This is a genomic window from Marinobacter sp. DUT-1, from assembly GCF_050379415.1.
In the GTDB taxonomy this organism is placed as follows: Bacteria; Pseudomonadota; Gammaproteobacteria; order Pseudomonadales; family Oleiphilaceae; genus Marinobacter.
In genome coordinates, this window is the sequence record NZ_JBNRLS010000004.1 from 18936 (window position 1) to 38117 (window position 19182).

17 protein-coding genes are annotated in these 19182 nt (G+C 60.5%); 14 read left to right on the forward strand and 3 right to left on the reverse strand.

The window, feature by feature from the left end; all coding sequences use genetic code 11:
• The first annotated feature begins 1 nt into the window (after position 1).
• Positions 2-742, forward strand: a complete 741-nt coding sequence (locus ACQUTG_RS13295; protein ID WP_428919873.1) for a helix-turn-helix domain-containing protein — start codon at positions 2-4, stop codon at positions 740-742.
• On the opposite strand, the gene mtnA is transcribed toward ACQUTG_RS13295, so the two are convergent.
• Positions 731-1792 (reverse strand): S-methyl-5-thioribose-1-phosphate isomerase, encoded by a 1062-nt coding sequence (mtnA, locus tag ACQUTG_RS13300; RefSeq protein WP_428919874.1) that lies wholly within the window; start codon positions 1790-1792, stop codon positions 731-733. The two genes, ACQUTG_RS13295 and mtnA, sit on opposite strands and share 12 nt — an antisense overlap.
• Positions 1793-2004: 212 nt before the next feature.
• Between mtnA and ACQUTG_RS13305 the strand changes: the two genes are divergently transcribed.
• The 8 genes from ACQUTG_RS13305 to rdgC all read left to right on the forward strand — a co-directional run bounded on the left by ACQUTG_RS13305 (position 2005) and on the right by rdgC (position 7835).
• Entirely contained in the window at positions 2005-3348 is a 1344-nt protein-coding gene (locus tag ACQUTG_RS13305) for a TRZ/ATZ family hydrolase (protein ID WP_428919875.1), read from the forward strand.
• A 33-nt stretch (positions 3349-3381) separates the two neighbouring features.
• Positions 3382-4098 carry a bifunctional 2-polyprenyl-6-hydroxyphenol methylase/3-demethylubiquinol 3-O-methyltransferase UbiG gene (ubiG, locus tag ACQUTG_RS13310; protein WP_428919876.1) on the forward strand — a complete coding sequence of 239 codons (717 nt, stop codon included), beginning with the start codon at positions 3382-3384 and terminating at the stop codon, positions 4096-4098.
• Positions 4082-4753: a phosphoglycolate phosphatase gene (gph, locus tag ACQUTG_RS13315; protein WP_428919877.1), complete on the forward strand. Its 672-nt coding sequence runs from the start codon at positions 4082-4084 to the stop codon at positions 4751-4753. The genes ubiG and gph overlap by 17 nt, the downstream gene beginning before the upstream one ends.
• A 61-nt stretch (positions 4754-4814) precedes the next feature.
• Positions 4815-5567: a YciK family oxidoreductase gene (locus ACQUTG_RS13320; RefSeq protein ID WP_428919878.1), complete on the forward strand. Its 753-nt coding sequence runs from the start codon at positions 4815-4817 to the stop codon at positions 5565-5567.
• A complete protein-coding gene (locus tag ACQUTG_RS13325; RefSeq protein ID WP_113863769.1) occupies positions 5567-5800 on the forward strand; it encodes a glutaredoxin family protein in 234 nt (77 codons plus the stop codon). The genes ACQUTG_RS13320 and ACQUTG_RS13325 overlap by 1 nt, the downstream gene beginning before the upstream one ends.
• Before the next feature lie 12 nt (positions 5801-5812).
• Positions 5813-6583 carry a peroxide stress protein YaaA gene (gene yaaA, locus ACQUTG_RS13330; protein ID WP_428919879.1) on the forward strand — a complete coding sequence of 257 codons (771 nt, stop codon included), beginning with the start codon at positions 5813-5815 and terminating at the stop codon, positions 6581-6583.
• A 24-nt stretch (positions 6584-6607) separates the two neighbouring features.
• The gene (locus ACQUTG_RS13335; protein WP_428919880.1) at positions 6608-6808 is read left to right on the forward strand and encodes a DUF2788 domain-containing protein; all 201 of its coding nucleotides are present in this window, start codon (positions 6608-6610) and stop codon (positions 6806-6808) included.
• 100 nt (positions 6809-6908) lie between these two features.
• Positions 6909-7835 carry a recombination-associated protein RdgC gene (gene rdgC, locus ACQUTG_RS13340; RefSeq protein ID WP_428919881.1) on the forward strand — a complete coding sequence of 309 codons (927 nt, stop codon included), beginning with the start codon at positions 6909-6911 and terminating at the stop codon, positions 7833-7835.
• Between the two features lie 37 nt (positions 7836-7872).
• Here the strand turns inward: rdgC and ACQUTG_RS13345 are convergent, their stop codons facing one another.
• Positions 7873-10626, reverse strand: coding sequence for a GNAT family N-acetyltransferase (locus ACQUTG_RS13345; protein ID WP_428919882.1), 2754 nt, complete (start codon positions 10624-10626; stop codon positions 7873-7875).
• Between the two features lie 210 nt (positions 10627-10836).
• On the opposite strand from ACQUTG_RS13345, the gene ACQUTG_RS13350 reads away from it, so the two are divergent.
• From ACQUTG_RS13350 to rnt, 3 genes are all read left to right on the forward strand, one after another.
• Positions 10837-11763: a histone deacetylase family protein gene (locus tag ACQUTG_RS13350; RefSeq protein ID WP_428919883.1), complete on the forward strand. Its 927-nt coding sequence runs from the start codon at positions 10837-10839 to the stop codon at positions 11761-11763.
• Between the two features lie 87 nt (positions 11764-11850).
• Entirely contained in the window at positions 11851-12882 is a 1032-nt protein-coding gene (gene pyrC / locus ACQUTG_RS13355; RefSeq protein ID WP_428919884.1) for a dihydroorotase, read from the forward strand.
• Between the two features lie 43 nt (positions 12883-12925).
• A complete protein-coding gene (rnt, locus tag ACQUTG_RS13360) occupies positions 12926-13582 on the forward strand; it encodes a ribonuclease T (RefSeq protein ID WP_428919885.1) in 657 nt (218 codons plus the stop codon).
• A 58-nt stretch (positions 13583-13640) separates the two neighbouring features.
• Here rnt and ACQUTG_RS13365 read toward each other — a convergent pair whose 3' ends face one another.
• A complete protein-coding gene (locus ACQUTG_RS13365; protein ID WP_428919886.1) occupies positions 13641-15626 on the reverse strand; it encodes an SDR family oxidoreductase in 1986 nt (661 codons plus the stop codon).
• A gap of 382 nt (positions 15627-16008) precedes the next feature.
• Between ACQUTG_RS13365 and ACQUTG_RS13370 the strand changes: the two genes are divergently transcribed.
• Both ACQUTG_RS13370 and ACQUTG_RS13375 read left to right on the forward strand, forming a co-directional pair.
• On the forward strand, positions 16009-16308 hold the full coding sequence (locus ACQUTG_RS13370) for a hypothetical protein (RefSeq protein WP_092004079.1): 300 nt from the start codon (positions 16009-16011) through the stop codon (positions 16306-16308).
• Positions 16309-16339: 31 nt separating this feature from the next.
• Complete coding sequence (locus ACQUTG_RS13375; protein WP_428919887.1) at positions 16340-19177, forward strand: insulinase family protein; 2838 nt, start codon at positions 16340-16342, stop codon at positions 19175-19177.
• Positions 19178-19182 lie beyond the last annotated feature (5 nt).

The following is a 19182-nucleotide window of genomic DNA, read 5'->3' on the forward strand; positions in this document are numbered from 1 at the left end:
TATGACCTCCAGGAAGGAAGCGTCAAAAAGCAACCAGCAGCATGCCCGGGAAATCCGGGACATGCTGCTGGATGCGCTCCACGCCATGAAGTCCATGGAGAAAGTGGAAGCCATGGACACATCCGGCGCGGCCGAGAAAGCGCCGGAAAACCTGGTCGACCGCATCTATCAGCTCACCGGCTCCGCTCTTCGATTCGGCGCCCGCGCCACCGACACGTCACTCCGGTTTGGCCGGGCCCTGATCAACTCCCAGGACCAGCTCCGGGCGATGTTGCTGGCCGGCCAGTCCCTGAGAGACATTCGTGAAGTCGCGGGGCTCACGCTGACGGAGATGAGCGAGGCACTCAACCTCAGGGACAAGTCGGTGCTCGAGGCCATCGAGAATGGCACCGCTACCCTCTCCTTCGAACTGATCCTGCGCCTGGCGGCACTGATTGCCCGCAATGATCCTATCCCCTTCATCATGCGCACCACCCGGAACTACAACCCGGAAGTCTGGAAGATACTGAACGATTGGGGGGTGGGCAGACTCCCGCTGCAGTTTGAACGGGAGCGGGAATTCATCAACATCTTCCGCCGCCACGATGACGCCCGGAACCTGTCCGATGAAGGGTTCCGGCGGGTCTTGGAATTCACCCGCCAGAGTTTCGAGATGTCACTGCACTTCGTGGAAGAACAGGAGCAGGAAGTCCGCAATCTGAAAGCCCGCTATGAGGGCGAGGACGACACCTCAACCAAATAGCGCTCGCATCCCGGTGATATTGGGATTGTGGATGACGCCTTTCTCCGTGACGATGGCATCGATCAGGCTGGCCGGCGTCACATCAAACACTGGATTGAAGACCTGCACACCCGGCGGCGCCAGCGGAATGCCCCGGATTTCGTGCACTTCGGTGCCGTCCCGTTCCTCGATGGGGATGTCGCGGCCGGAAGCCAGGGACATATCGACCGTACTGGACGGCGCCACCACCATGAACCCGACCTTATGGTGCCGGGCCAGTACCGCGAGGCTGTACGTACCAATCTTGTTGGCAACGTCACCATTGGCGGTAATCCGGTCTGCGCCCACCACGATCCATTTCACCTTGCCGCTTGCCAGGATGGCGGCCGCCGCGCCGTCAGCATTGAGGGTCACCGGAATGCCGTCCCGGGACAGTTCCCAGGCTGTCAGCCGGCTGCCCTGCAGCCAGGGCCGGGTCTCATCGGCATAGACTCGCCGCAGCAGCTTTTTCTCGTGTAACCGGCGGATGACGCCCAGGGCAGTGCCATAGCCGCCAGTGGCCAGAGCCCCTGTGTTGCAGTGGGTCAGTACCGATATCGGCTTTTCCGGGTTCATGAATTGCAAGGCATGATCGGCCATGGCGACATTGGCTTCCAGGTCCTCTTCGTGAATGCTTTGGGCCTCTGCAGCCAGGCGTTTTACCGCCTCATCCAGGGAATGGCATTCATGAAATACCTTCTCCATCCGCTGCAACGCCCAGAACAGATTCACGGCCGTCGGCCGGGATTCCGCCAGCTCCCGGATCGCCTGCCGGATTTCCGCCTTCCAGTCGCCACCACCCGCGTGGCGGGCCGCCAGGGCGACGCCATAGGCGGCACTGATACCAATAGCCGGAGCACCTCGCACGACCATGTCCCGGATGCACTGGGCAACACCTGAAGCCCCTTCCGAGGTAATCCAGTGCTCCTCCGTGGGCAACAGCCGTTGATCCAGTAGCTCGAGGGAGTGCCCGTGCCAGCGCATGGCCACGGTACCGATGTTACGTTCAGCCGGACGGGATTCATTCGCCATAAACGTGCTCCGTGTCAGTCCTTCAAAAGCCCGCAGTATAACGGTGATGGCCGGGGAAGCACCCCGAAAATTTCGCTGTTCTATTCAGGTTGGTGCCAAGCCACGCATTAAACAAGTCCCCGGGTAGTCCTTGCCGCGGCCACTGGTTATACTTTCGGGCTACACTTCATTTCGGAGCGCACTGAGTGCGCCCAGTGCTGTAAGGCAGGTCCATGACGGCAGAAACCATCACCACCGCGGCTGATATCCGAATCAATGCCAGATGGGTGATTCCCATCGAGCCCGCCGGAGTCATCCTGGAGAATCACGCCATCATCCTTCAGGGATCGCGAATACTTGCCCTGCTCCCGCAGGACGAGGCGGACCGGGACTACCGTGCCAGGGAAACCATCGACTTGCCCGATCACGTAGTCATGCCCGGCCTGATCAACATGCACGGCCATGCCGCCATGTCCCTGTTCCGGGGCATGGCCGACGACCTGCCGCTGATGACCTGGCTGAACGATCACATCTGGCCGGCGGAACACCAGTTTATCGGTGAGCAGTTCATTGCCGATGGCACCCAACTGGCCATGGCCGAAATGCTGCGCACCGGAACCACCACCTTTTCGGACATGTACTTCTTTCCGGAGCTCGTTGCCCAGGCCGCCCACGATGCGGGCATGCGGGCGCAGGTGTGTTTTCCCCTGATCGACTTCCCCACTGCCTGGGGCTCAGGGCCTGAGGAATATCTGAGGAAAGGGGCCGACCTGATCGAGGCCTGGAAAGACGATGAATACATTACGCCGGCGATCGGTCCCCATGCGCCCTACACTGTCTCTGACGGACCACTGGGCGGCGCCCTGGCGCTCTCGGAGGCTACTGGCGCCCGGATCCAGATTCACCTGCACGAAACCGCGTTTGAAGTGGCGGATGCCGTCGAAAAATTCGGCCAGCGGCCAACCGGGCGCATTGAAGAGAAAGGCCTGCTGGGCCCCCGCACCCAGTGCGTGCACATGACCCAGATTGATGATTCCGACATCGAACGGCTGACTACCAGCGGGGCCCATGTCATCCACTGTCCGGAATCCAACCTGAAGCTGGCCAGCGGCTTTTGTCCGGTACAGAAGCTGATTGATCAAGGCATCAATGTCGCCATCGGTACTGACGGCGCAGCCAGCAACAACGATCTCGACCTTTTTGGTGAGCTCCGCAGCGCCGCCATGGTAGCCAAGGCCGTCGCCGGCGATGCTGCAGCCCTGTCCGCCCACCAGGCACTGGCCATGGCTACCATCAATGGTGCCCGGGCACTCGGTCGTGAACACGATCTTGGCTCCCTGGTACCCGGCAAACTGGCAGACATCATCGCCATCGATCTGAGTGATCCATTCCTGCAGCCGGTCTATGACCCAGCCTCCCATCTGGTATACAGCAATCACGCCCGGGCGGTAAGCCATAGCTGGATTCACGGCGTACCTCAGTTACAGGAAGGCAAACTGACCCGGATCGATGTGGCCGACCTCATGCTAAGGGTCAATGACTGGCGTGACCGTATCCGGCAATATCAGGCCCAATAACCGATTTCAGACGTTTTCCAGGCAGAGACCAACATGACCAATCAGAACGTAGACCGGAATGAAATTGCCAAATTCGAGGCCCTGGCCAGCCGCTGGTGGGATCCCTCCAGCGAATTCAAGCCGCTGCACGACATCAACCCGCTGCGGCTGAACTACATTGACGAGCGAGTCTCCCTGGCCGGCAAGAAGGTACTCGATGTGGGTTGCGGTGGCGGCCTTCTAACCGAAGGCATGGCCCAGCGGGGAGCCCATGTGACCGGCATCGACATGGGCGAAGCGCCCCTGTCCGTCGCGAAGCTCCACGGCCTGGAGAGTGGCATCAAGGTGGACTACCGGCAAACCACGGTCGAAGACCTGGCCCGTGACTCGGACCAGGCCGGCCAGTACGACGTGGTCACCTGCCTGGAAATGCTCGAACACGTGCCGGACCCCGCCTCGGTGATCAGGGCCTGCGCGGCCATGCTCAAACCCGGCGGACACATGTTTGTGTCCACGATCAACCGGAATCCCAAATCCTTCCTGTTCGCCATCGTCGGGGCCGAGTATGTGCTGAACATGCTGCCCAAGGGTACCCACGAGTGGAAGAAGTTCATCCGCCCGTCGGAAATGTCCGATCACCTGCGCCACGCCGGTCTGGAGGTGCAGGAGCTCACGGGCATGACCTACAACCCGATCACCAAGGTCTACAAACTCGGCCGGGACGTGGACGTGAACTACCTCATGCACGCCAGGGATGCCCGTGACGACTGATCCGAAACCGTCCGTGGTGCTGTTCGACCTGGACGGCACGCTGATCGACACGGCACCGGATTTCATCCGCTGCCTGAACCAGCTGCGGGAACAGCACGGTTTGGCGCCGCTGCCTCCGGAGCAGATCCGCCGCTCCGTCTCCAACGGCGCCCGGGCCATGATACGGGTGGGCTTCGGCCTGGAACCGGAACACCCGGAGTACACGGAAAAGCACACCGCCTTCCTGGACCTCTACGAGGCCGGCGTCGCCGTCGAGACCACCCTGTTCGAAGGGATGGAAGAACTCCTGCGCAGTCTTGAAGAGCGGGATATACCCTGGGGCATTGTCACCAACAAGCCGGTACGCTTTGCCGCTCCGCTGGTGGAGGCCCTTGGCCTGGCCCAACGCTGCGCCGCGGTGGTCTGTCCGGACCATGTGGCCCAACGCAAACCCCACCCTGAGGCCCTGTTCCTGGCCTGCACACAAATCGGTGCACAACCGCAGACCGCCATTTATGTGGGTGACCACGAGAGGGATATCGAGGCCGGTCGCAATGCCGGCATGCGGACCATCGCGGTACGCTATGGCTACATCGAGAAGCCGGAGACGGTTGATTTATGGCAAGCCGACCTCATAGCCGATACCGTCAGCGATCTGGCAAAGCTGTTACAATAGCGCCTCAATTGAATCCGTATCCGGCATACAGACCGGCAACAACCTGAAACGGAGACAGGTTATGCAAGATTACCAAGCACCCGCCGATCTTCTGCAGGACCGCATCGTGATGGTGACGGGTGCCGGCAGCGGAATCGGACTTGCCGCCGCCAAGGCCTATGCCGCCCATGGTGCCACCGTGATCCTGGTGGGTCGTACCGTGTCAAAGCTTGAAGAGGTCTACGACGAGATCGAGGCCGCCGGGCATCCCAAGCCGGCCATCGTACCGATGAACTTCGAAGGCGCGGCGGTGAAGGAATACGAAGAGCTGGCGATGACCATCGAAGACAACTTCGGCCGGCTGGATGGCCTGCTGCATAACGCTGCCATCCTCGGTAACCGCAGCCCGGTAGAGCTGTACGACCCGGAAATGTGGAACAAGGTGATGCATGTGAACGCCACAGCGCCGTTTCTGCTGAGCCGCGCCATGATTCCACTGCTCCGGAAGTCCGATAACGCCTCGGTGGTTTTCACCTCCTCCGGCGTCGGCCGAAAGGCCAAGGCCTATTGGGGTGCCTATGCCGTCTCCAAGTTCGCCGTTGAGGGCCTGAGCCAGCTGCTGGCTGATGAGCTGGACGACGAGCGCCACAACATCCGCGTCAACAGCCTGAATCCGGGCGCCACCCGGACCAATATGCGCGCCAGGGCCTACCCGGCGGAAAACCCGCAACAGAACCCGGCGCCGGAAGACCTGATGCCTATCTACCTGTACCTGATGGGCAAGGACAGCCAGGGCGTGAATGGCGAACAACTGGACGCGCAGCCCAAGAAATAATGGAACTGTACTTTTACACCACCTCCCAATGCCACCTGTGCGAACTGGCAGAAGCCCTGCTGGTCAACACGCCGATGCCGGAACCCATTCCGGTGGACGTGGTGGATATCGCCCAGTCTGAAGAGCTGGTTGAACGTTATGGCACCCGGATTCCGGTGCTGCGCCGTAACGACACCGGTGCGGAGCTGGACTGGCCATTTACCAGGGACCAGTTACTGACCTTTCTGCAATGAGGATTTCCTGACATGTTGATGGTTATCTCCCCTGCCAAGACGCTGGACTACGAGAGCCCGCTGGCGACGGAAAGTTACACCCAGCCGGACTTCCTGGACGATGCCTGCGAACTGATTGACCAGCTCAAGGAACTGGAGCCGCACCAGATCAGCAACCTGATGAGCATCAGTGACAAGCTGGGCCAGCTCAACGCCGAGCGCTTCCGGAGCTGGCACACGCCGTTCACGCCGGAGAATGCCCGCCAGGCCGTTCTCGCGTTCAAGGGCGACGTGTATACCGGCCTGGACGCGGAAAGCTTCAGCGAAGAGGACTTTGCCTTCGCCCAGGAACACCTGCGCATGCTCTCGGGCCTGTATGGCATACTCCGTCCCCTGGATCTCATGCAGCCCTACCGGCTGGAAATGGGGACCAGGTTTGAAAACAAGCGGGGCAAGGATCTCTATGCCTTCTGGGGCAACAAGATCACCGACGAGATCAACCGCCTGCTGGCCGAGGATGATGGTGTACTGGTGAACCTGGCCTCCAACGAGTATTTCAAGAGTGTGAAGAAGAAAGAACTCGATGGCCGGCTCGTTACTCCCCAGTTCAAGGACTGGAAAAACGGCCAGTACAAGATGATCAGCTTCTACGCCAAGAAAGCCCGGGGCCTGATGTGCCGCTATGCGATCCAGAATCGCATCACCCAGGCCGACGACCTCAAAGGTTTCAACCTCGAAGGCTACTATTTCAGCGAAGACCAGTCCGACAAGAACAACTGGGTTTTCCTGCGCGACGAACAGTAATTTCAGTTGTTATCGGAGTAATCAATGAACGAAGCAGTCTTTTCCCAGATCGCCATGCTGGTGTTTCTGACCGGCCTGATTGTCTGGATGGGTTTCATCGTCTGGGATCTCGCCAAGAAGTCCCAGGCTGGCCGATTCGGCACCATGGCCCTGTTTACCGTACTCGGCGCCGGCGTGATCGGCTTTATCGTCAAGACCGTTCTGGTCGAGATCATGCAAATATAGCGTTATACCCGTCACTTTACGGCCACCATCCGGTGGCCGTATCATCCTTCCCCCTTTTCGAACCGTCACCGATTCAAATCAAGAGCAAGGACCGAACCTGATGTGGTTTCGTAACGCCCGTGTATTCCGTTTTACCAAGCCGTTTGATATCTCCCCTGAAGAGCTGGAGGAGAAGCTCCAGGCCGATGCATTCAAACCCTGCGGCCCCCAGGAAACCAGCCGTCAGGGTTGGGTGGCGCCGCTGGGCAAGCATGGCGAGCAGCTGGTGCACAGCGCCAATGGTTATCACCTGATTTCCCTGCGCAAGGAAGAGAAGATCCTGCCGGGCCCCGTGGTGAAGGAAGCCGTGGAAGAGCGGGCCGAAGCCATTGAAATCGAGCAGGGCCGCAAGGTGCGTCGCAAGGAGAAGGACGAAATCAAGGAACAGGTGATGCTGGAGATGCTGCCCCAGGCCTTTTCCAAAAACCGCCGCTGCTACGCCTACCTGGCACCCCAGGACGGCGTTCTGGTGGTGGACGCAGGATCTGCCAAACAGGCGGAAGATCTGGCTTCTACCCTGCGCAAGAGCCTGGGCTCCCTGCCGGTTCGCCCGCCCGCGGTGGAGCAGTCACCCGCCTTCACCTTTACCGGCTGGTTGAACGAAACCATCGACCTGCCCGCCAGCATTGCCCTGGGCAGCGAGTGCGAACTGAAGGATCCCTCGGAGGATGGCGGTGTGGTGCGCTGCAAAGGCCTCGACCTGAAAGCCGACGAAATCCGCAACCACCTGGAAGCCGGCATGCAGGTCACCAAACTCGCCGTCACCTGGGACGACAACGTCTCCTTCGTGCTCGACGAGGAGCTGGGCATCCGCCGCCTGAAGTTCGGCGAGACCCTGCAGGAGCAGCTGGATGATGTTGACGCCGATGATGCCGTGGCCAAGTTTGACGCCGCCTTCAGCCTGATGACGCTGGAGCTGTCGCGGATGATTCCGGGGCTGCTGGAGGCACTTGGTGGCGAGGATCGCTCGGCGATTGTCGAAGAGTGAAAATGGGGTCAGATGAAAGCTTTCATCTGACCCCGTCTTAGAGATGCGCCCCGCGTTTCTTCAGCCGCTCCTTCTGCCAATCCTTCTCCGGCTCGTTAAGCACCAGCCGAAGATCCATCACCTCTTCTTCGGTGTTGTACTTGATCTCGAAACCCAGGTGCTCCGCCAGCTGCAACATCGGCCGGTTATCCGGTAGCACATTGCCAATCATCTCCACGGTGCCCCGGGCGCGGCAGTAATCGATCATTTTCTGCATCAGCGCCACCCCCAGGCCCTCGCCTTTCATCTTGTCATCCACCATTACGGCGAACTCGCAGCGAAGGTTGTCAGCATCGGTCCAGGTACGCACGGTGCCCAGGGTTTCCTCGCCCTCACCATCTTCCCGGGGCGCGTTGGCGATGAACACCATCTCCCGGTCATAGTCGATCTGCACCATCTGGGCCACGTCTTCCCGGGAGAAGTGTTTGCGGTACTGAAAGAACCGGTAGCGGATCGATTCCGGCGACTGGTGCTCGTGAAACTCCCGGTGTGCGGGCTCGTCCTCCGCCAGCACCGGCCGGATGATCACCCGGCGGCCGGACTTGGGCAACACAATCCACTCTTCAAGTTCGCGGGGATACGGCTGGATAATCGGCCTGGTCGGGGTGTCATCGAGGTTGATGGCGATGTTGACCGCCACCGCCCCGCTCTCGTTGAACAGCAGCGGCGAGATCTCCAGCCCCTTGATCTCGGGAATATCGATCACGATCTGGGACAAGGTCACCAGGGTTTCGGAGACCGCCCGGATGTCTTCCTCCGGCTTCAGGCTGTGCTCCTTCAGGAGCTTGTACATGTAGGTACGCCGCAACAGCTCCCGGGCCAGCACCATGTTCAGCGGCGGCAACGCAATCTGCCGGTCCGTCATCACATTGATCTGGGCGCCCGAGGCCCCGCACACCACCAGCGGCCCGAATTCGGAATCCCGGGTAATACCCACACTGAACTCTACGCCGCCCACATGCTGGTAGGAGCGCTGGACCGCAAAACCCAGGAACCCACTGTTCGGGAAATGCTCCTGGTACTCCTCCATCAGGAAGCGACAGGAGTCCATGATCGCTGCCTCGCTGTTGAGCTTCTTCACCGTGCCCTTGTAGCGACGCTGGGTCGGGCTCAGGTCCAGGAACGGGTGGCAGGCCTGCTCGTGCACAATGGTAATATCCACCGGCCGGCGCTCCACCGCAAAGGCTTCCAGAACCTCCTCGATGTCGTCGCAGTAAATGGTGTCGATGGTATTGATGCCGTAATCCCGGATCACGTCCCGGGCTTCCCGGTTGGACAGATGCATCCGTCCCGAGCGCAGGGCGTTGGCCACCAGCCGGCGGGGCCGGGTCCGGTCGGCGAAATGGTCGGTGAAGGACTCCGGGGTCTCGGTCAGCAGGCGCTGTACCCGTTGGTGTCGGACATGCTGCATGAACGCCATCACCGCCTTCTCCGGATTGAAGAAGGATGGAAGCCCCGCCCGGTAGAATTCCTCCCGGGATTCCATCACCGTGCTCTGGCCCAGCCAGCAGGTGAACACGTTCAGGCGCGTCCCCTTCGAGGCCTGCACCACCGCATCGGCGATCTGCAGGCTGTCCTCGGTCAGACTGGGAGCGTACATGACCAGCACATTGGCCACCTCCGGGTCCTTGGCCAGGATCTTGATGGCCTGGGCGTAGAGTTCCGGAGAGGCGTCGTAGTTCAGGTCGATGGGATTCTTGCGGGTCCAGTACGGGGGTAACAATTCGGCCAGGGATTCAATGCTCTGCTCCGACAATTCCGCCAGTTCGCCGCCCAGATCCGCCAGCCGGTCCACCGCCAGCACACCCGGGCCGACGCCGTTGGCCATGATCGCCAGGGACTCCCGGCGCAAGGGTCGCATACGGGTCAGGGTTTCCAGGGCATCGAACATCTGCCCCAGGCCATCCACCCGCAACACACCAGCCCTCTGCAGCATGGCATCGTAGATCGGGTCACTGCGTTTCAGGCCGGCAGGCAGTTCGTGGTGGAACCATTCCGATTCCGGCACCCGGCCGGACTTGACCGCAATCACCGGCTTGGTGCGGGAAGCCACCCGAACCGCCGACATGAAGCGCCGGGGGTTGGGCACGTTCTCGATGTGCAGGAGGATGGCGCGGGTCTGGGTGTCCTGGGCCAGGTAATCGATCAGGTCATCGTGATCGATGTCCATGCCATCACCCAGGGTCAGGAAATAGGAGAACCCGACGCCCCGGGCAAACGCCCAGTCCAGCACCGAGCTGGCGATGGTGCCGCTCTGCCCCACAAACGCCACACGCCCGGGAATGGCCCCCATGTGTGCGTAGGTAGCGTTCAGACTACGAGCCGGCACCATGAGGCCGATGGTGTTCGGCCCGAGCACACGGATACCGGTCTCCTTGGCGGCCTCGCGAACCGAGTACATCAGGGGCTGCCCGGTCTTGCTGTGGGTCCGGGACATACCACCGGTCATCACGATGGCGGTTCGCACACCCGCCTCGCCCAGGCGCTTGATGGTTTTTGCGACGGTATCGGGCGGGGTACAGATAATGGCCAGGTCCGGCGTGAAATCCATCTTTGCCACTTTGGGCACGCAAGGCACACCGTGGACATTGTCGTAGCCGCTCTGGTTGATCACCAGAAGCTTCTCTGTGGGGTAGTCGCCACCAAGAAGGTTCCGAAGGACCATGCCACCCAGGTTGTCGGCGCGCTCGGAGGCACCAATCACGACGATGGAACTCGGGTTGAAAAGACTTTCCAGGTAACGGGTGCTCAAAGCGGTCTCCTCAGACCAGCCCCCGCCGGGCCGGTTCAGGTGATAACGTCAATAAATCAGAATACTTACCAATGTATATCTTATCTTAGGCCTTCCGGTATTGATGTAAAACGGCTATCAGCCCTATAAGACCAAAGAAATACGACGGACTGCGGTTTTCCCTGATAACATTGATGAAAATACAAGCATATTCCGGACGAACAGAGACGTATGACCACGGCATTCTTTTCCCACGACGACTGCATGAAGCACAATATGGGCCCGGACCATCCGGAATGCCCGGAACGTATCTCGACGATCCTCGCCTACCTCGCAGACACGCACCTGGAACAGGATCTGGACTGGGTTCGTCCGGAAGAGATCACCCGTGACCAGCTGTTGGCCGTACACCCGGAAAAATACCTGCAACAGCTGGAACTGATGGAGCCCACCCGCGGCCGAGTCTTTACCGACCCGGACACCGCGATGATGCCCGACACCCTGAGGGCCGCCCGCCTGGCCGCCGGCGCCAACGTTCAGGCCGTCGACATGGTGATGAGCAGCCAGGTTACCAATGCCTTTGTCTGCGCCCGACCTCCCGGCCATCATGCCGAGCGCGCCAAATCCATGGGTTTCTGTTTCTACAACAACATTGCACTCGCCGCCATGCGGGCGCTGAACTTCCACCATCTCGACCGGGTGGCCATCGTGGATTTCGATGTACACCAGGGCAACGGCACTGCGGACATCGTGGGCGGCGACGAGCGCATTCTTATGTGCTCCAGCTTCCAGCACCCGTTCTATCCCCACTCCCACGTCCACCGGCAGGCGCCAAACATCGTCAATGCGCCCATCGAAGCAGGCTGCTCCTCCACCGAGTACCGGAAAACCGTAGAGGCCGTCTGGCTTAAAAAGCTGCAGGACTTCAAACCCCAGGTCATCCTGATCTCCGCCGGCTTCGATGCCCACAAGCTGGACCCGATGGCGGAGCTGAACCTGGAGACCGAAGACTTCCGCTGGCTCACCGAGATGATCACCAGCGTCGCCAACGATTACTCCAACGACCGGGTCATCTCCACGCTCGAAGGGGGCTACCACCTCAGGGCGCTGGCCGAGAGCGTGGCCACCCACCTGGAAGTTCTGGACTCCGTCTACTGATCCACAGGTTCTCCGGGAGGGTGAGCAACAACGCTGTTCACCTTCTGATATAATTCGGCAAATTTTCAGGCCTCCCGGAAAACACCCATGACAGAACAGCTGACCATCACCCGTCCGGACGACTGGCACCTGCACGTCCGCGACGGGGATATCCTCAAGGACGTGGTCCCGGCCACCGCCGCCTGTTTCGGCCGCGCCATCATCATGCCCAACCTGGTGCCCCCCGTGGTCACCGCCGCGGACGCGAACGCCTACCGCGAACGCATCCTGGCAGCTGCCAGCGGCACCGACTTCGAACCGCTGATGACCCTGTACCTGACCGAAGCCACCACGCCGGAGATGATCCGGGAAGCCAAGGCCGCCGGCGTCATCGCCGCCAAGCTCTACCCGGCCGGTGCCACCACCAACTCTGCTTCCGGGGTGAAGGATATTCGCAACATCTATCCCGTGCTGGAGGCCATGGCCGACTGCGGCATGCTGTTGCTGGTGCATGGCGAAGTCACCGATGGGGACATCGATATCTTTGACCGGGAGAAAGTGTTCCTCGAGCGGGTACTGGCACCCACCCTGGAAGCCTTCCCCAGCCTGAAGGTGGTGCTCGAACACATCACCACCGCCGATTCCGCTAACTTTGTCCGTGACTACAAGGGTGACAACCTCGGCGCGACACTGACGCCCCAACACCTGATGTACAACCGCAACCACATGCTGGTTGGCGGCATCCGCCCCCACCTTTACTGCCTGCCCATCCTGAAGCGCAATCTTCACCAGCAGGCCCTGCGGGACGCGGTGGCCAGCGGCGACAAGCGTTTCTTCCTGGGCACCGATTCCGCCCCCCACGCCAGGGACAAGAAAGAAGCCGCGTGCGGCTGTGCCGGTTGCTACTCTGCCTTCGGCGCCATTGGCCTGTACGCGGAAATCTTCGAGGAACTGGGTATCCTGGACAAGTTCGAGGCCTTCGCCAGCCATAATGGTGCCGACTTCTACGGCGTGCCCCGCAACCAGGACACCATCACCCTGGTGCGCAAGCCCTGGACCATGCCCGAGCAACTGCCCCTGGCAGGCGGCTCCATTGTGCCCCTGAAAGCCGGTGAAACCGTTAACTGGCAAATGGCGTAATCTGTTACGCCGCGTACACACACTGTCGACAACCGGAGTTCGAGTGACAGACGAAAACAAAGAACCGCATCCCATGTCCAAACGCTTCCGTGGTTTCCTGCCCGTGGTGGTCGATGTGGAAACCGCCGGCTTTAACCCCGAGCGGGATGCCCTGCTGGAAGTGGCAGCGGTGCTGCTGACCATGGATGACGACGGCTTGTTGCGCCGGGGCGAAACCCACCTGCAACAGATCGACCCGTTTGAAGGCGCGAACCTGGAACAATCTGCCCTGGACTTTACCGGCATCGACCCGTGGGATCCGAGCCGTGAGGCAGTGCCTGAGCGTGAAGGCCTGAGTGAGATCTTCAGCCCGATCCGCAAGGCGGTGAAGGCCCATGACTGCAAACGGGCGGTGTTGGTGGGCCACAATGCCACCTTTGACCACAACTTTGTGTTTGCTGCCGCCATGCGCGCCGACATCAAGCGCAACCCGTTCCACCCGTTCTCCACGTTCGACACCGCGACCCTGGCGGGCCTTGCCTATGGCCACACGGTGCTGGCCCAGGCCTGCAAGCTGGCAGGCATTCCGTTCAGCAACAAGGAAGCCCACTCGGCCGCCTATGACGCCGAGAAAACCGCCGACCTGTTCTGCGGCATCGTCAATCGGTGGAAGGAGCTGGGCGGTTTTCCGCCGCCTCCGGTGGAAATCCCCGAGCAATAACCAATACCCATTAAAAAACCCGCCGAAGCGGGTTTTTTAATGGCGGCGTGGTCCACTGTTACCAGTAGATACCCCGCATAATCGCTGCAAAGGCCACCTGCTCGGTGGACACTTTCGGCTTCTCACCGGACTTGCTGCCGGCGGCCGCCGGTGAATCCGGGAACATCCGGTAACCGGTGTTCATGATGATCTCGCCCATCTTCGGCGCCAGGGCGTGCAGCACCTGAGCGAAGATACCCAGACGGGTGGCAATGCGCTTGGGCCGGTAGACGATCGCATCGGCCACCATGTCCGCCGCCTCGTCCGGTGTCAGGGTCGGCACCTGATCGTAGATTTTCGTCGGCGCAATCATCGGCGTCTTCACCAGCGGCATATTGATGGTGGTGAAGGTCACATTCCGATCAGACCATTCCGCCGCCGCACAGCGACTGAACGCATCCAGGGCCGACTTGGACGCCACATAGGCCGAGAACCGCGGGGCGTTGGTGAGCACCCCGATCGAGGAAATGTTCACCACGTGACCGCGGCGATGCTCCAGCATGCTCGGGGCAAAGCCCATGATCAGCCGCACAGAGCCGAAGTAATTCAGCTGCATGGTGCGCTCGAAATCGTGGAAGCGGTCAAACGACAGATCCAGGGACCGGCGGATGGAACGGCCGGCGTTGTTTACCAGCACATCCACGTGGCCGTGGTTGTCCAGCACGGTCCTGATGAACTCGTCACAGGCGTCCATGTCCGAGAAATCGCACTGATAGGCGTGCACGCTGGCACCGCGGGATTCCAGCTCCGCCGCCACTTCCTTCAGCCGCTCGGGCTTGCGGGCACCGATGACCAGAATGGCACCGGCATCCGCCAGCTTCTGGGCGGTCGCCAGACCAATCCCCGAGGTTGCGCCGGTGACCACGCAGACCCGGCCCTCGACCGTACCCTTGAGGGTGCGATCTTTGAACAGGTCCGGATCCAGGTTGCGTTCCCAGTAATCCCAGATCACCGGAGCATAGTCGGGCAAGCGCGGTACTTCGATGCCGGTGCCCTTCAGCACCCGCTCGGTCTCGCGGGCGTCGAACCGGGTGGGATAGTTGATGAACGACATCACCGATGGCGGAATACCCATGTCATCCAGTACCGCGCTGGTAATACGCTTCACCGGCGGCAGGTTCTTGACACTCTGGCGGATAAACGGCGGGATGAAGCCGAACATCCGGGAATCGATGCGCATGCCCATCTTCGGCGCGTGGCCGGCCTCGCTGAAAATATTGAGGATCTCGCCAACCTTGTAGGGATCGGAATCCACCAGGTGGAAACAGTTGCCGTCCTCACCTTCGAGGTGGGCAATGTGATCCAGTGCATCTACCACGAAATCCACCGGCACAATGTTCAGGCGGCCGCCCTCGATGCCGATGGTGGGCACCCACTGGGGCAGTGCGTGGCGAATCTTCTGGATCATCTTGAAGAAGTAATAGGGACCATCCACCTTGTCCATTTCACCGGTTTCGGAATGGCCGATCACCATGCCCGGCCGGTAAATACGGAACGGCACCTTGCACTCTTCCCGCACCACCTTTTCGGACTCATGTTTGGTGAGCAGGTAGGGATGATCGAGCTTTTCCGCTTCCTCGAACATGTCCTCGCGGAAAGTACCCTTGAACAGGCCTGCCGCTGCAATGGAGGAGACATGATGGATGTGCTTCGCGCCCATGGCCTCTGCCGCCTGGACTGCCGCCCGGGTTCCATCAATGTTGGCCGCCTGCTGACTGTCCTCATCCGCGCCCATGTCATAGACGGCGGCAAGATGGAAAAAATGATCGATATTGCCCTTGAGGGACGCCATGGCGTCGGCGTCGATCCCCAGATTCGGACTGGTCAGATCACCAATCACCGCCTTGACGCGGGTTTCATCCGCGCCCCAGCGCTCCCGGAGCTTCTGGAGCTTGTCCTGGCTCTGTTCGCGAACCAGTACGTGAACGGTGCCGCCACGCGCCAGAAGCTTCTCAACGAGAAAACGGCCAATAAATCCGGTACCACCAGTAAGGAAGTAGTTCATTAAATTCCACCCTGCCTGTTGCTCTGTTTTTGTCTATCCATGCCGGGCGCCATTCGACTAAAGTCGTAGTCACCCGAAAACGCCGGCATTGTACTTAATTGCAACGTTCATGTATCGAACTTTTTTAGAGCATTTACTCTTTAAGCTATTGTTTTGTATAGAGCCATTACTCTAATTACCGGACAGGCCCTGCGATGGGCCTGGCGATTTTTCCGACACATTGTCTCTGAGACTAGCACAGGGTGCCCGGATTGCCGGCCTTGAAAATCCCGTCACAGAAAGCCATGAAACAGTTGGCCGGCAATGCCATAATCAGGAACTTATTGCGCTTTCCGGCGTCATTTCATGTCACAGTCAACAAGGTTCCCTGAAAACCACATCTATGCAAAAAGACAACCCGAACACTGAACGCTACATCGCCATCGCCCGGGCATGCCTGAAGGCCATCAATGATACCGCCGCCAACTCCGGCTCCCGGGAGGAAAAAATCCAGGCAGTGTACGAAGCAATCGACCAGGCCTTCCAGGCCGAATTCTCCGAGTACCGCCAGTCAGTCGCCATCATGGCCACCGTGCTTGAGCGGATTGCGTCGGGCCAGCTGGACAGTGAGAAAGCGGCCGATCTGGCTCGTAAAACCCTGGACCAGCAGCCAGAGGCAACCCGCAACGCCCTTATGCACTGAATCCACCGAACCCACAGACCGCAGAGGCCCTATGACCCACGGAAAGCCGATCCGCCCATACCTTCGAGTGTTGTCCTGCCTGGCGTTACTCCTGTTCAGCAGCCTGGCATTGGCCGCGGGAGACATCCGCAAGAGCCCGAACGACGACAACCAGTACCGGTACCTGGAGCTGGATAACGGCCTCAGGGCGATCCTGGTTTCCGACCCGGAAGCGGACAAAGCGGCCGCATCGCTGAACGTCGCCGTGGGTAGCGGAGATGACCCGAAGGGGCGCGAGGGCCTCTCCCACTTCCTCGAACACATGCTGTTCCTGGGCACCGAGAAGTACCCGGAACCCGGCGAATACCAGCAGTTCATCAAGAGCCATGGCGGCAGTCACAATGCTTTCACCGCTTTCCAGGACACCAACTACTTCTTCGATGTGCAGGCTCAGTTCCTGGAACCCGCCCTGGACCGATTCGCCCAGCAGTTCTCCGCTCCGCTGTTCACCCCGGAACTGGTGGACCGCGAACGCAATGCCGTGCACTCGGAATTCAGCGCCAAGCAGAAAGATGATGGCCGACGTTTTTACTCCGTGAAAAAAGCCGTGGCCAATCCGGATCATGCTTTCAGTCAGTTTGCCGTGGGCAACCTGAGCACCCTGGAAAATACCGAACAGAACCCGCTGCGCCCGGATCTGGTCGAGTTCTGGGAAGATCATTACTCCGCCGACCTTATGACGCTCTCGGTTTATGGGCCCCAGTCCCTGGACGAGCTTGAATCCATGGTTCGTCCGAAGTTCGGTGCCATCGAAAACCGGAGTCTTGAGCAGAAAGCGCACCCGGAACCGATGTTCCGGAGCGACGACCTGCCAGCCAAGGTCACCGCGGATGCCATCAAGGATGTCCGTAGCCTTACCCTCAGCTTCCCGATTCCGTCCCAGCAGGACAACTACCGGACCAAGCCGGCGAGCTATATTGCCAACCTGCTGGGCCATGAAGGCCCCGGCAGCCTGTTCGACGTGCTCAAGCGCGCAGGACTGGCCGACAGTCTGTCCGCCGGGCTGGGCATGGACACCGGCGACAACGCGACGCTGGAAATCAGCATGGCACTGACGCCCGAGGGCCTCGAACGCCAGGACGAGATCCTGCCGCTGGTGTTCGACTACATCGAGCGGATTCGCCAGTCCGGTATCGGCGAAGACCGCTTCCGCGAAATGCAGCAGCTGGCCACCATCGATTTCCGCTTCCGGGAGCAGGGGGAGCCACTGCATGAGGCCATGCGCCTGGCCGGCCAGCTCCAGCACTATCCCGCCGACGACATCCTGAGTGCCCCCTGGCTGATGGAACGGTATGCGCCTGAGCAGTACCGCGACATTCTGGACCGGCTGGCTCCGGACAACCTGATGGTTTTCGTACTGGCTCCGGAGCCGCAACTTGAAGAGCCCAACACCACCCAGTGGTACGACGCCGCCTGGCAGATGACCGAACTGACGCCTTCGGAAATCACCACCGGCGCGCCGGAACAGCTGGCAGCCCAACTGGCACTGCCTCAGCCCAACCCCTTTGTTCCGGAGAACCTTGGACTGGTTTCCGGCGACACCATGGCGCACCCGGTGCAACTGGGCAGCCAGGAGGGGATGGAAATCTGGTTTGCCCGGGATACGCGGTTCGGTACGCCCAAGGCCAACGTCTTCGTGAGCCTGCGCACGCCAGCCGCCCGGGCCAGTGCCCGCAGCGCGGTACTGACCAAGGTCCTGGTGGATGCGGTCAATAGCAACCTGAACGCCTCCTCCTACGCCGCCAGCCTTGCGGGCCTGGATTACAGCGTCTACTCCCACCTGCGGGGCATCACCATCCGCGTGGGCGGCTACAACGACAAACTCCACACCCTGCTCAACCGGATTCTGCTTCAGGTGGGTGATCCGCTGCTGACCGAACAACGGTTCCGGATTGCCCGTCAGAACCTGATCGACAACCTGCAGAACCAGGCCAAAAACCGCCCGGTCGAACAGACCTCCGAGTTTGTCCAGACCGCGCTGATCGAACGCGCCTGGAGCACCGATGAGAAACTGGCCGCTGCCCGGGAAATCACCCTGGACGAGCTGCGGTCCTTTGCCCGGAACCTGCTGAGTGAGGTTGATCCGGTCATGCTGGCCCACGGCAATGTCACCGAATCCTACGCCCTGAACCTGGCCAGGCAGGTGGAGGCCATTGTGCTGGATGACAGCCGGCTGGCCGAAGTCCCCCGTAGCCAGGTGCGCCAACTGCCCGAGGAAGAGACCGAGGTTTCCCTGGCCGTGGATCACCCGGATACCGGCTATACCCTCTATATGCAGGGGGATAACACCAGCTTCGCGGAGCGGGCCCGCTATCGCTTGCTGGGACAGATCATCAGCAGCCCGTTTTATGAGGAAATCCGCACCAACCGTCAGCTGGGGTACATCGTGTATGCCACCCCGTTCGAAATGCTTGAAACGCCGGCGTTGGGATTTGTGGTGCAATCGCCCTCGGCAACGCAAACCGAGATTGATCGTGCGGTACGGGAGTTTTCGGAAGGCTTTGAGAGTGTACTGTCCGGCATGACCGAAGAACGCCTGACTCAGGAGAAACAGGCCGTGATCAGCAAGCTGCTGGAACAGGATCGGCAATTGGGGGATATTTCCGGCCGCTACTGGCGGGAAATCGACCGGGGCATGGAAACCTTCAACTCGAGGGAGCAGCTTGCCGAGGCGGTGAAGAACGTCACCAGGCAGGACCTGCTGGATACCTTCCGCAAGTCTGTGCTGGAAAGAGACCAGGCACTGCGGGTGGTCACCGGTGGCAATGGTCTGGAGGCCGATCGGGCCCTGGGCACACTCACCGAATTGCCGCCGGTGCCGGCGAGCTGACCGAC

Excerpts from the sequence above, each read along its gene's own strand:
- rdgC (WP_428919881.1), top strand. The coding sequence starts at position 6,909 with ATGTGGTTTCGTAACGCCCGTGTATTCCGTTTTACCAAGCCGTTTGAT.
- ACQUTG_RS13365 (WP_428919886.1), bottom strand. The coding sequence starts at position 15,626 with ATGAACTACTTCCTTACTGGTGGTACCGGATTTATTGGCCGTTTTCTC.
- gph (WP_428919877.1), top strand. The coding sequence starts at position 4,082 with ATGCCCGTGACGACTGATCCGAAACCGTCCGTGGTGCTGTTCGACCTG.
- ACQUTG_RS13370 (WP_092004079.1), top strand. The coding sequence starts at position 16,009 with ATGCAAAAAGACAACCCGAACACTGAACGCTACATCGCCATCGCCCGG.
- yaaA (WP_428919879.1), top strand. The coding sequence starts at position 5,813 with ATGTTGATGGTTATCTCCCCTGCCAAGACGCTGGACTACGAGAGCCCG.
- ubiG (WP_428919876.1), top strand. The coding sequence starts at position 3,382 with ATGACCAATCAGAACGTAGACCGGAATGAAATTGCCAAATTCGAGGCC.
- ACQUTG_RS13350 (WP_428919883.1), top strand. The coding sequence starts at position 10,837 with ATGACCACGGCATTCTTTTCCCACGACGACTGCATGAAGCACAATATG.
- pyrC (WP_428919884.1), top strand. The coding sequence starts at position 11,851 with ATGACAGAACAGCTGACCATCACCCGTCCGGACGACTGGCACCTGCAC.
- mtnA (WP_428919874.1), bottom strand. The coding sequence starts at position 1,792 with ATGGCGAATGAATCCCGTCCGGCTGAACGTAACATCGGTACCGTGGCC.
- ACQUTG_RS13320 (WP_428919878.1), top strand. The coding sequence starts at position 4,815 with ATGCAAGATTACCAAGCACCCGCCGATCTTCTGCAGGACCGCATCGTG.
- ACQUTG_RS13295 (WP_428919873.1), top strand. The coding sequence starts at position 2 with ATGACCTCCAGGAAGGAAGCGTCAAAAAGCAACCAGCAGCATGCCCGG.
- ACQUTG_RS13305 (WP_428919875.1), top strand. The coding sequence starts at position 2,005 with ATGACGGCAGAAACCATCACCACCGCGGCTGATATCCGAATCAATGCC.
- ACQUTG_RS13375 (WP_428919887.1), top strand. The coding sequence starts at position 16,340 with ATGACCCACGGAAAGCCGATCCGCCCATACCTTCGAGTGTTGTCCTGC.
- ACQUTG_RS13335 (WP_428919880.1), top strand. The coding sequence starts at position 6,608 with ATGAACGAAGCAGTCTTTTCCCAGATCGCCATGCTGGTGTTTCTGACC.
- ACQUTG_RS13325 (WP_113863769.1), top strand. The coding sequence starts at position 5,567 with ATGGAACTGTACTTTTACACCACCTCCCAATGCCACCTGTGCGAACTG.